Here is a 12,327-nt window from a genome sequence, read left to right as displayed (position 1 = left end):
AGGAGATCCGTTGCATGGAGAGGATTCTTTTAGTCGAAGACGACAGCTTTTTCCGGGAGGTCTACACCGACCTGCTCAAGGAAGACGGCTATACCGTCGAGGTGGCCGCCTCCGGAGAAGAGGCGCTGGAAATGATCGGCAAGGGAGGGTACCACCTCGTCGTCACCGACCTGGTGATGCGCGACGTTTCGGGGCTCGACATCCTCTCCGAGGTGAAGAGGCTCGATCCCGCAACCGCGGTGATCATGGTCACCGGACACGCCAATGTCGAAACCGCCATCTACGCCCTTAAAAACGGCGCCACCGACTATCTCATCAAGCCCATCAACCAGGACGAGTTCCGCCACATCGTCGCACACTGCATGGAACAGCGCCGGCTCCTCGACGAGAACCTCGAGCTGAAGGGGCTCGTCAACCTGTTCCAGGTGAGCCAGAACATCGCCAACTGCCTCGAGCTGGAACGCATCTACTCGATGCTCACCGATGCGCTGGTGAAGGAAGTGGGCGTGAGCCGGGCGCTCGGTTATTTCAGCGACAACGGGCAACTCACGCTGCGCGAGTTGAAGGGGATCGAGGAACTGAGCGCGCACCTTTTGGGGCAGGCGGTGATCAGCGAGTGCGACCTTCGCGATGACGGCAGCGCCCACCTGGTGCTCCTGAGGAACTTCCTCCCGGAGGACTCAAGTTACGGCAGCGGCATCACCGAGGCCATGTGTCTCTACCTGCGGCAGAGGGCCGATCTGCAGGGCGTGATCATCCTGTTCAACGACCCCGGCGTCCTGCTCCCCAGGGACATCAACCGCAAGCACATCTCCTTCCTGCTCGACCAGGGCTCGCTGGCCCTGGACAATGCCGCACGCTACAACATCGCCAAGGATCTTCTCTACATAGACGAGCTGACCGGCCTGTACAACTACCGCTACCTCGACGTGGTGCTGGAGCGGGAACTGAAACGCTGCGAGCGCTATGGCTCCAACCTCGGCGTGCTGTTCCTCGATATCGACCTCTTCAAGTCGGTGAACGACAACTTCGGGCACCTGATCGGCAGCCGGGTGCTGCGGGAGGTCGGTTCACTGGTGAGAAAGAGCGTGCGCGATGTCGATGCGGTGATTCGCTACGGCGGCGACGAGTACACCATTGTGTTGGTGGAGACCGGCATGGACGGCGCGGCAATCGTCGCCGAGCGTATCCGGAAGACCATCGAGGCGCACACCTTCGCCAAGGCGGACGGTCTCGCCATCAAGCTCACCGTGAGCCTCGGTTACGCCTGCGCCCCCGACGACGCCACCACCAAGGCCGAACTGCTGGAGATGGCGGACCAGGCCATGTACCGCGGCAAGAGCGCCGGCAAGAACAGGGCGTTCCATGCCGAAAGGCTCGTCACCCCTCCCTGATCTGCGTGGTGACGACAACACGTTGCAACGGACCGGACAGTTGTCTACGCCGGTTTTTTTATTTTCAAAAATTCAACGCAAAGGCGCGGGGGCGCAAAGGCGCAAAGGTGAACCCAGTGTTTTAGGTTTGCTTTTCCCCAAGCTTCAGATTTTCTTTGCGCCTTAGCGGCTTTGCGACTTTGCGTTAAGTCGTTTAGGTTTTATTTCGTGAGTGAAGAGAGGGATTAACCGTGGCAATCACCGGCATTAAAGGTTTCAACGACATCCTCCCGGGCGAGGTCGAGAAGTGGCAGCACATCGAGGCCACCGCGCGCCGGGTTTTCGAACTTTACGGACTTTCCGAGATCAGGATCCCGATCCTCGAGAAGACCGAACTCTTCTGCCGCTCCATCGGCGACGCCACCGACATCGTCGAGAAGGAAATGTACTCCTTCGAGGACAAGGGTGGCAACAAGGTCACCATGAGGCCGGAAGGAACCGCGTCGGTGATGCGCGCCTACGTCGAGCACAAGATGCACGCCCTGGACCCGGTGGCGCGCCTGTACTACATGGGGCCGATGTTCCGCTACGAGCGCCCGCAGAAGGGGCGTTACCGCCAGTTCCACCAGATCGGCGCCGAGATCACCGGTGTGGCCGCCCCGACGGTCGACGCCCAGGTGCTCACCATGCTGACCCACTTCTTCCAGGAACTGGGGCTCACCGAGCCCTCGCTGCAGATCAATTCGCTGGGCTGCCCCTGCTGCCGTCCCGCCTACCGCGAAGCGCTCAAGAAGTTCCTGCTGGACCGGATCGACAAGCTCTGTGACGACTGCAAGCGCCGCTACGAAACCAACCCGCTGCGCGCGCTGGACTGCAAGTCCGCCGGTTGCCAGGAGGCGACCCAGGGGGCGCCCTCCATGCTCGACCACCTCTGTGCCGAGTGCGGCGACCACTTCGACAAGACCAGGAAACACCTGGAACTGGTCGGGACCCCCTACAGCATCAACCAGCGCATGGTGCGTGGCCTCGACTACTACACGAGAACCACCTTCGAGATGGTCACCACCATGCTGGGTGCGCAGAGCGCCGTCGCCGCCGGCGGTCGTTACGACGGTCTGATCTCCTCCATCGGCGGCCCGCAGATCCCCGGTATCGGCTTCGCCATGGGCGTCGAGCGCGTGGCGCTGCTTCTGGCCGAGAAGGATTTCTCCCGGCGTCCCGACCTCTTCATCGCCGCCCTTGGTGACGAGGCCCATGCCGAGGCCTTCCGCCTGATGAGCGCCCTGCAGCGCCTGGGCTTTGCCGTCGAGATCGACTACGAAGGCAAAAGCCTGAAGAGCCAGATGCGCCGCGCCGACAAGTTCAACTCCCGTTTCACCCTGATCATCGGCGGCGACGAGTTGGCTCGCGGCACCGCACCCTTGAAGAACATGGACGGCGGCACGCAGGTAGAAGCAGCCCTTGACGCGGCGAGCATCCAGGCTGCCATGACCGGCGGAGCGTAGAACTACCTAAAGCCCGCCAACTCTCCCCCTCTGGGAGAGGGTTGGGTGAGGGCGATGCGCCAAGAAAAGAAAAGGGGACAGGCTACTTTTCACATAAAGTAGCCTGTCCCCTTTTTGTCTGCCGGGTGTGGAGCTACGGCAGTTCGAAAACCAGCATCTCGCTCGCTTCCTTCCCCGTCAGGCGCAGCAGTTCTTCGTCGCTGACCGCCGCTCCGTCACCCGCCTCTAAAAGATGACCATTCAGGAGCACCTTGCCGCGCGCCACCTGCACCCAGGCGTACTGTCCCGCCGGGAGACGATGCACGATCTCGTCGCCGGTGTCCAGGAGCGCGGCGTACAGCCTGGCATCCTGGTTGATGGTGACGGACCCGTCCCGCCCATCCGGTGAGGCGATCAGCCGGAGGCTCCCCCGTTTCTCCTCATCGGAGAAGAACTTCTGCTCGTAGCTCGGGGTGATCCCGTTGCGCTTCGGCAGGATCCAGATCTGGAAAAAATGCAGCGGCTCCTCCTTGCTCTGGTTGAACTCGCTGTGAGTGATGCCGGTGCCGGCGCTCATGCGTTGCACGTCGCCGGGGCGTATCACCGAGCCCGTCCCCATGCTGTCGCGGTGCGCGAGCGCGCCTTCAAGCACGTAGGAGATGATCTCCATGTCCCGGTGCGGATGGGTGGGAAAGCCCACGCCCGGCTGCACCCGGTCCTCGTTGATGACCCGCAGGTTCCTGAAGCCCATGTGACGCGGGTCGTAATAATCTGCAAAGGAAAAGGTGTGGTAGGTGTTGAGCCAGCCGTGGTCGGCGTGGCCCCTGTCGTTTGCTCTTCTGATGGTGATCATGGCGTCCTCCTGCCTAAGTTTCGCGAATCGTTACAAAAGTAAAACGGTTTGACCTCGTATAACTTGATATTAAATTATATCCCCCCGGTTTGTCAACGGGGTGTCATACTTTGGCCTTTACATCGACAGCCGCCTAGTGCTAAAACTTCCCTTATTTTTATTATCATCAGCAACTGGAGCCCGCTGAGTCACGGCTCCTTTTGTCTTTTCAATTCAAACAGTTTGGTTTCTCGTTAAGGCCCTCGATTTATGGATGCACCAGCCAATTTCGTACACCTTCATCTGCACTCCCAGTACTCCCTGCTGGACGGCGCCATCCGTATCGGCGACTTGGTCAAGAAGGCCAAGGAATACCACATGCCCGCGGTGGCGGTTACCGACCACGGCAACATGTTCGGTTCTCTCGAATTCTTCCTGAAGGCGAAGGACAAGGGGATCAAGCCGATCCTTGGGTGCGAGGTCTACATCGCCCCCGGCTCCCGCCTGGACAAGAAGGCACCCACCGCCGCAGATCCGGTGACCAGTTACCATCTCATCCTGCTGGCCGAGAACATGACCGGTTTCAAGAACCTCTGTTACCTCACTTCCGCAGGTTACAAGGACGGCTTCTACCGCCGCCCCCGCATCGACAAGGAACTGCTGGAGAAGCACCGGGAAGGTCTCATCTGCCTCTCCGCCTGCCTGCAGGGCGAGGTCGCCTATCTCGCCGGCAGGAACAAGATGGACGAGGCCAAGGCCGCCGCCATCTGGTACGCGGACATGTTCCCGGAGAGCTACTACCTGGAGATCCAGGAGAACGGGCTCCCCGAGCAGACCATCGCCAACAGGCGCGTGATGGAGATCGCGCGCGAACTGAACCTGCCGCTGGTCGCCACCAACGACTGCCACTACCTCAACAAGGAAGACGCCAAGGCGCACGAGATCCTGCTCTGCATCCAGACCGGCAAGACCATGAGCGACCCGAGCCGGATGCGCTTCACCACCGAGGCCTTCTACGTGAAGAGTCCCGAGGAGATGGCGCGGGAGTTCCACTACTGCCCGGAGGCCCTGGAAAACACGGTCAAGATCGCCGAGCGCTGCCACTACGAGTTCGACTTCAAGACCTACCATTTCCCGGCTTACGAAGCGCCGCCGGGGGAGACTCTCGACCAGCAGCTTGAGCGCGAGTCCATCGAAGGCCTCAAGCTGCGCCTCGAAAAGATCAAGATCAAGTACCCGAACCTCACCCCGGAGCAGGAGCAGGCCTACCACGACCGCCTGCGCATCGAGCTGGACTGCATCAGGCACATGGGGTTCCCGGGCTACTTCCTGATCGTCGCGGACTTCATCAACTGGGCCAAGGACCACGGCATCCCGGTCGGGCCGGGCAGGGGCTCGGCGGCCGGTTCGCTGGTCGCCTACTGCATCAGGATCACCGACATCGATCCCATGCCGTACAACCTGCTTTTCGAGCGATTCCTCAACCCGGAACGTATCTCCATGCCGGATATCGACGTCGACTTCTGTCAGGACCGCCGTGAAGAGGTGATCCAGTACATGGTCGAGCGCTACGGCAGGGAGAAGGTGTGCCAGATCGCGGCGTTTGGTACCATGGCCGCCCGCGGCGTCATCCGTGACGTGGGGCGCGCGCTCGATCTCACCTTCGCCGACGTGGACAAGATCGCCAAGCTGGTCCCCGAGGTGCTCGGCATCACGCTGGACAAGGCGATCGAGCAGGAGCCCAAGATCAAGGAGCTGATGGCCGCCGATGCGAAGGTCAACGAGGTCATGACCGTCGCGCTGCGCCTGGAGGGGCTCGCCCGCCACATCTCGACCCACGCCGCGGGCCTCGTGGTCGCGCCCAGGCAGATGGAGGAGTTCTGCCCGGTCTACAAGGACCAGAAGACCGGCTCGCTGACCACCCAGTACTCGATGAAGTACGTGGAGAAGGTCGGCCTGGTGAAGTTCGACTTCCTCGGCCTCAAAAACCTCACGGTCATCGACAACGCCTGCAAGCACATCCGTAATGGCAAGGACCCCAACTTCGACATCACCCTTTTGACCGACGACGACCCGGAGACCTACAAGCTGCTGCAGGCCGGCAACACCACCGGCGTGTTCCAGCTCGAGTCCAGCGGCATGAAGGAGCTCCTGGTCAAGCTGAAGCCCTCCTGCTTCGAGGACATCATCGCGGTCTGCGCCCTGTACCGTCCGGGTCCGCTGGGCTCCGGCATGGTGGACGACTTCATCGAGAGAAAGCACGGCCGCAAGCAGACCGTTTACGACCTGCCGCAGCTGGAACCGGTCCTCAAGGACACCTACGGCGTCATCGTCTACCAGGAACAGGTCATGCAGATCGCCCGCTCGCTGGCCGGCTACTCGCTGGGCGGCGCGGACCTCCTGCGCCGCGCCATGGGTAAGAAGGACGCCGAGCAGATGGCGAAGGAGCGCTTGAAGTTCATGGAGGGGTCCGAGAAGCTGGGCCTTGATTCCAAGAAGTGCGCCGCCATCTTCGACCTCATGGCCAAGTTCGCCGAGTACGGCTTCAACAAGTCGCACTCCGCGGCCTACGCCCTGGTCGCCTACCAGACCGCGTACCTGAAGGCGCACTACCCGGTGGAGTTCATGGCCGCCCTCCTCACCGAGGACATGAGCAACACCGACAAGGTGATCAAGAGCATCGGCGACTGCCGCGAGATGGGCATCGAGGTGCTCCCGCCGGACATCAACGAGTCGCTGCGCTCCTTCCGGGTGCTGGATACCGCCATGCGCTTTGGCCTGGGTGCGGTCAAGAACGTGGGGGAGGGGGCCATCGAGGCGATCCTGGAGGCCCGCGGGGACCAGCCCTTCAAGGACATCTTCGACTTCTGCGAGCGGGTCGACCTGCGCCGCTGCAACAAGCGAGTCATCGAGGCGCTCATCAAAAGCGGGGCCTTCGACTGCACCAAGGCCAAGCGCGCCCAGCTCATGGCCGTCCTGGAAGACGCCGCCGCGCAGGGACAGCGCGTGCAGCAGGAGCGCGAGAGCGCCCAGGTGTCGCTGTTCGGCATGGCCGAGATCCAGCGCGGCTCCAACGGTACCGGCAACCGGCTTCCCGATATCCCCGAGTGGGACGAGAAGTACCGGCTCGGTTGCGAGAAGGAGGCCATCGGCTTCTTCATCACCGGCCATCCCCTGGACCGCTACGTGGCCGACATGCGCCGCTTCTCCACGGTGGACTGTTCTTCGATCAACGAGTCGAAAGACAAGAGCGAGGTGAAGATCTGCGGGGTTCCGGCGAGCCTCAAGGAGATCATGACCAAGAAGGGGGACCGGATGGGCTTCGTCACCCTGGAGGACCTGATCGGCTCACTGGAGGTGGTGGTCTTCTCCGACGTCTACGCGCGCTGCTCCGAGTTTCTCAAAGGGGACGACCCGGTGCACGTCACCGGCACGGTCGAGCACGGCGAGAAGGGGGCGAAGATCATGGCCACCGACATCGTGCTCCTGCGCGACCTGGTGGAGCGGGAGACGCGCAGGGTGAACTTCACCATAGACGCCAAGGAAGCCGATCCCGGGAAACTCAGCACTCTCAAAGAGATCATTTCCCGCTACCAGGGGATCTGTCGCAGCTTCCTGCACCTTGACATAGAGAACAGTTCGCGTGTCACCATCCGGCTTTCGGATGTATACAAAGTGGCGGCCAGCGAAGAATTAACAGTGGAAGTGAGTAACCTCTTCGGCTATAATGCCGTGTCCTTCGAGTAGCCTCAGGATGATTGTGGTTATTTTTATTTGAAAACAAGGAGATAGAGATATATGGCATTGCAGCAAAGCTATCTTGATTTTGAGAAGCCGCTGGCGGAACTGGATAAAAAGATCCAGGAACTGCTCGCATTTTCCACCCAGGGTGTCGATCTCTCCGCCGAGGTCGCCAAACTCGAGGTGAAAGCCGAGAAGATGCGCGAAGAGATGTTCGCCAACCTTTCCCGCTGGCAGACAGCCCAGGTGGCCCGCCATATCAACCGTCCCTTCACCCTCGACTACCTGAGCCTCATCTTCACCGAATTCGTCGAGTTGCACGGCGACCGTAACTTCGGCGACGACCACGCCATCGTGGGCGGACTGGCCAGGATCGACGGCGAGCCGGTCATGGTGATCGGCCACCAGAAAGGGCGCGACACCAAGGAGAAGGTCTTCCGCAACTTCGGCATGCCCAATCCGGAAGGGTATAGAAAGGCGCTGCGCCTGATGGAGATGGCCGAGCGCTTCAAGCTCCCCATCATCACCTTCGTCGACACCCCGGGCGCCTTCCCCGGCATCGGCGCCGAGGAGCGCGGTCAGGCCGAGGCGATCGCCAGGAACCTGAGGGAGATGTCCCGCCTTACCGTGCCCATCATCGTCGTCATCACCGGTGAGGGTGGCTCCGGTGGCGCGCTCGCCATCGCCGTGGGCGACCGGATCCTCATGCTGCAGCACTCCGTCTACGCCGTCATCTCCCCGGAAGGGTGCGCCGCGATCCTCTGGTCCGACGGGACCAAGGGAGCCCAGGCCGCCGAGGCGCTGAAGCTCACCGCCAGGGACATCAAGGACCTCGAGGTCATCGACGAGATCGTCCCCGAGCCGGCCGGCGGCGCGCACCGCGACCACGAGGCGATGGCCAAGAACCTGCACGAGGCGCTCTCCAGGAATCTGAAGGAGCTGAAAGCCATCGCCGCCGACGAATTGATCGAGCAGCGTTACCAGAAGTTCAGGAAGATGAGCCGCTTCGCCCAGTAACTGGGGCAAGATCGGAATAAAAACAGAAGGGGGCATGGCTGCAAGCCATGCCCCCTTTTTTCTATTGGGGTCCCACCGGCCCGGTATGGTTATGTAGCGTAGGACGGCCGTGGTGGCGGGTTCACGCCAACAGAGCCATGCAACCCTCTCACCAAGCCCGCAGTAATCCCATCTTTCTCTCTCCATTTTTTTGCCATCTGTCACCACTACTTTGCGTTTCTCAATTGGGCACTTCTAACCACAGAGCCTTTTTTTTGTATGGAACTTGCACGTTCAGTGATCTCGATCACTAACTAGGCAATATCAGTGGGAGTCGTATACGGTCTAGTATTAGAACCCGGCTAAACCGCGTGTCGTCGCCGTGAAATGACGTTGCGTTGACCGTTCGCCTATCACTATAGGTGACGTTGGCCTGTCAGCGATTCGGTTCCGGGCGCCGGATGAATCATAAGGTGCTGATTTAAGGTTTTTATTGTCTAGTCTTCTTGTCGGCGCAATTGTCTGCCCCACCCGCTTTTATGGCCGGATGGCTCGTCGGAGCTTTCGGCGTTTACTGGATTGTAATAATAAATTGCATATCACTAATTAGAAAAGGAGGTGAAGCGCGGGGGAATCTTGTGTTTCTGCGATTTGTGATTTTTTGTAGTTAAAAACAATTAAGAGGAGGACAGGTATGAGGAAGTTATTCTGGCTTTTCATGATGCTGCTGCTGACCGCGTGCGGTGGCGGAGGCGGAGGCGGTACCACTGCGGGCACCCCGACATCGGGTAAGGGCTCTCTCTCTCTCGAACTGGTACAATCGGGTGCCAAAGTTGCTAAGACTGTTGCGAACCTCCCCGTTTCGCACCCTGGTCGCGTGAGGGTCGTTCTTAACGAGAACACCACGCATTACAGGCAGGTTATTGACAAGGCTTACGGAGAAACTTTCGCCAATCTGGAGGTTCCGGTTGGCATCTACACTGTAGAGGCTATTTTTTATGAAAGCGGAACGCCGAACATTCTGACCGACTACGGTATCAGTGCAGGCGCAGTGACCGTAACTACTGCCGGCGGTTCCGCTGCAGTTACCCTGAATCCGGTCTCTGTCACTGTGACCCCGTCATTCACCGGGGCACAACTGTTCTCAGGGAGCCAGTACAATGTGGGCACCAGCGCTCTGGCTTCTGCTGGGTTACAGGATAGCTGGCGACTTTCCACCAGCACCTCTGCATTCACTGGGAGGCAGCACCTCGCTGCTCCGGCTGCGGCTACCCATACAGGATTGACGGCCCCGGCTATTGCGCAGAGCGGGAATCTGTATCTGCAGGGCGAGTTCTTCGTCAAAGCCACCCTCCTGGATTCAGGCGAATCAGCAAACAACTGGGCCTTCTATGCTGAAGCCGCAGTACCGTTAGCGCTGCCGACGGTTCCCATCACCATCAGTGTTCCTGCCAACGACGGTGTTAAGCCCGTGGTGAACTCTTTCAGCGTCCCGAGCACAAAAGTGGGTACGAACTCTGTCCCGGAAATAAGCATCCAGGCAACTGACAATGGTGGCATTAAGGAGTATGCCATTACATACTCTGAGGACCCTGCAGCAGCTGCGCCGGCACCGGTTGCGGCAGACTGGCAGCCCGCACCCTCATTTACCTATCCTGGTGTTATTAACACCACCGATAAGACGGTCTATCTGTTCGCCTGGGTAAGAGATTTTGGTAATCTTGAGTCTGATCAGGTGGTTGGCGTGACCAAGAAGGCAGTTGTCTTCAATGCCACCCCTGTTGTCACGAGTTTCACCACTCCGAACGTCACGGTGATGGATGGCAGCAAAGTAGCGTACACCATCGTTGGCAAGAGCTATGTCCCTGGGGCGCTGTACTGCAAAGTTACCACTTCAGCCACACCGCCAGCAGCTAGTGATATTACCCAAGCCATGAACGTTGACCCCGTCACCGGTGTGGTATCTTTTCCTGGGGAATTCGCGGCAGTTAGCCTCCCCCAAACCGCAGGCCTAAAGTACAATGTAAACCTCTACGCCTGGGTTAAAGATGCTAACGGAACTGTCTCCCCGTCGGTCGTACGTCCGGTCGTTGTCGATGACAGCCCGCAGATAACCGCTCTGGCCGCAACGGGGGCTACCTCCGGCAATGTTGCTACGATCACCAAGCTCACCGAAGTGCATGTCACTGGTAGAACCATTGTTGGGTATGCTCTGACCAACACCAACGTCAAGCCGCTGACGATTGCGGATAATGGCGCACCGGTTATGCCGCTCACCTATACGTTTACCAGCGGGATAACCTCCACCAACCCCACCAGCCGGGCTGTATATGTCTGGCTGAAAGACAGTGCAGGTGCCATTTCGTCTGTGAGGGGCGTTGCCGTAACTCTCAGCGCGCCCACAGTTACGCCGTAGCTACGTGTAGATGTGATTTGTTGTGGAAGAGGCGGGCGCGAGCCCGCCTCTTTTTTTGCACCCGGCGAAGCCGGGTGCGCATGTACAAGGGAATAAGCCGGTATGGCTGATTCAGGTTTTGGAAAGGAGAGTCCGGGCTGACTCTTATGGGAGGACCAACAGGGGAGGGGAGGCTTAGCCAATGATCAGAGATGCCGCGTGCAGCAGGATGCCGATCATGCCACCCACCAGGGTGCCGTTCATCCTGATGAACTGCAGGTCGGACCCGATGCTCAGTTCGATCTCGTTGATGAATTCCTCGTTCTCCCACTCCTTCACCGTCCCGGAGATGTGCTTCGCCAAGCCGCTTCTCAGGTCGCCGGCGTACCTTCTCACGATCCCTTCCAGGTGGTCGTTGATGGAATCACTCAACTCGCCGCTTTTGCAAAGGGTCTTGCCCAGCGCCACCGCGGCGTCGGCGATTTTATTGCGAATGTTGGAGTCGTCTCCATCCAGATCCCGCACCATCCAGTTTTTCAGGTCGCCCACGAGGCCCTTGGCATAGTCGGAGAGCTGCTGGTTGTTGACCAGTTCCTGCTTCAGTTCCGCCACCTTGGTCCGCATATTCTCGTCGTGCTTGAGCTTGCCGATGAAGTCCCCTACCACCCGGTCGAACTCGTGGCGCAGTTCGTGGGCCGGGTCCGCGTTGACCGCGTCGAGGAACCCGCTCACCTTACTGACGATCTTCTCGCCGGCGTTGCGGGAGAACTGGGGACGGTTGGGGATGAACTTGCTCAAAAGGGGATACTCCGCGTCCACCCAGTTATCCAGGGCCACCGCCACCTTCTCCTGCGATTCGGGTGTCGCCAGCCACGCCCCCAGACGTTTCAGCAACTCGTCAAGCACGACCTGGTGCCTGTTGTCCTGCCTCAGGCTGTCCAGAAAGTTCCCGGCCGAGGTCGCCGCGTCGAACCGGTCGATGCGATCGCCCAGGGCCGCGCTTACCACCTTGCTGACGCGCTCGTCCTCGAGGAACTCGATGGACTCGGCGATGACCCGGCTGATCCCCCTGGCCAACCCCTCGGCGTTGTCACGGCACATGAGGTATTCGCACAGGTGCCGCGCGGGATCGAAGGCGCGCATCCGCTCCACCAGCACCTCGGTGGCGAGAAACTTCTCCTGGATGAACCGCCCCATGTTGTCGGCGATGCTCTCCTTCTTCTCGGCGACGATGGCGGTGTGCGGGATGGGGAGTCCCAGCGGGTGTCGGAACAGGGCGACCACGGCGAACCAGTCGGCGAGAGCGCCCACCATGGCCGCCTCGGCGAAGGCCGCGATCCAGCCCCAGGCTCCGCTGCCGTGGTTTAGGCGTGCCACGATGAAAAGCAGCGCGGCGCCCACTAACAGGGCGCCGGCAACGGTCTTGTTCTTTTTCAGTGCTACTTGTCTGGTATCCATTTGCTTCTACTCCTTGTTTCCTGGCGTTGCTGTCGCCGATGGCGGCCC

At 60.1% G+C, this 12,327-nt stretch carries 7 protein-coding genes; 5 read left to right on the top strand and 2 right to left on the bottom strand.

Translation table 11 applies throughout. From position 1 onward, the window contains the following. The first annotated feature begins 14 nt into the window (after positions 1–14). Together KOL99_RS09120 and hisS are read left to right on the top strand one after the other, a co-directional pair. Positions 15–1,394, top strand: coding sequence for a GGDEF domain-containing response regulator (locus KOL99_RS09120; RefSeq protein ID WP_216510134.1), 1,380 nt, complete (start codon positions 15–17; stop codon positions 1,392–1,394). A 230-nt stretch (positions 1,395–1,624) separates the two neighbouring features. Further along, positions 1,625–2,878, top strand: coding sequence for a histidine--tRNA ligase (hisS, locus tag KOL99_RS09115; RefSeq protein WP_216510133.1), 1,254 nt, complete (start codon positions 1,625–1,627; stop codon positions 2,876–2,878). Positions 2,879–3,011: 133 nt separating this feature from the next. On the opposite strand, the gene KOL99_RS09110 is transcribed toward hisS, so the two are convergent. Continuing rightward, complete coding sequence (locus KOL99_RS09110; RefSeq protein ID WP_216510132.1) at positions 3,012–3,710, bottom strand: pirin family protein; 699 nt, start codon at positions 3,708–3,710, stop codon at positions 3,012–3,014. Between the two features lie 249 nt (positions 3,711–3,959). On the opposite strand from KOL99_RS09110, the gene dnaE reads away from it, so the two are divergent. The 3 genes from dnaE (at position 3,960) to KOL99_RS09095 (ending at position 10,842) form a co-directional block, all read left to right on the top strand. Beyond that, positions 3,960–7,436 carry a DNA polymerase III subunit alpha gene (gene dnaE, locus KOL99_RS09105; RefSeq protein ID WP_216510131.1) on the top strand — a complete coding sequence of 1,159 codons (3,477 nt, stop codon included), beginning with the start codon at positions 3,960–3,962 and terminating at the stop codon, positions 7,434–7,436. Positions 7,437–7,487: 51 nt separating this feature from the next. After that, positions 7,488–8,447: an acetyl-CoA carboxylase carboxyltransferase subunit alpha gene (locus KOL99_RS09100; protein ID WP_216510130.1), complete on the top strand. Its 960-nt coding sequence runs from the start codon at positions 7,488–7,490 to the stop codon at positions 8,445–8,447. A gap of 673 nt (positions 8,448–9,120) precedes the next feature. Then, on the top strand, positions 9,121–10,842 hold the full coding sequence (locus KOL99_RS09095; protein WP_216510129.1) for a hypothetical protein: 1,722 nt from the start codon (positions 9,121–9,123) through the stop codon (positions 10,840–10,842). 174 nt (positions 10,843–11,016) lie between these two features. Here the strand turns inward: KOL99_RS09095 and KOL99_RS09090 are convergent, their stop codons facing one another. Beyond that, positions 11,017–12,279, bottom strand: a complete 1,263-nt coding sequence (locus KOL99_RS09090) for a DUF445 domain-containing protein (RefSeq protein WP_216510128.1) — start codon at positions 12,277–12,279, stop codon at positions 11,017–11,019. Positions 12,280–12,327 lie beyond the last annotated feature (48 nt).

The organism is Geomonas azotofigens, from assembly GCF_018919395.1.
Taxonomy (GTDB): Bacteria; Desulfobacterota; Desulfuromonadia; order Geobacterales; family Geobacteraceae; genus Geomonas; species Geomonas azotofigens.
The sequence above is the reverse complement of the archived record's forward strand: the minus strand, read 5'-3'. Positions and strand labels throughout refer to the sequence as shown.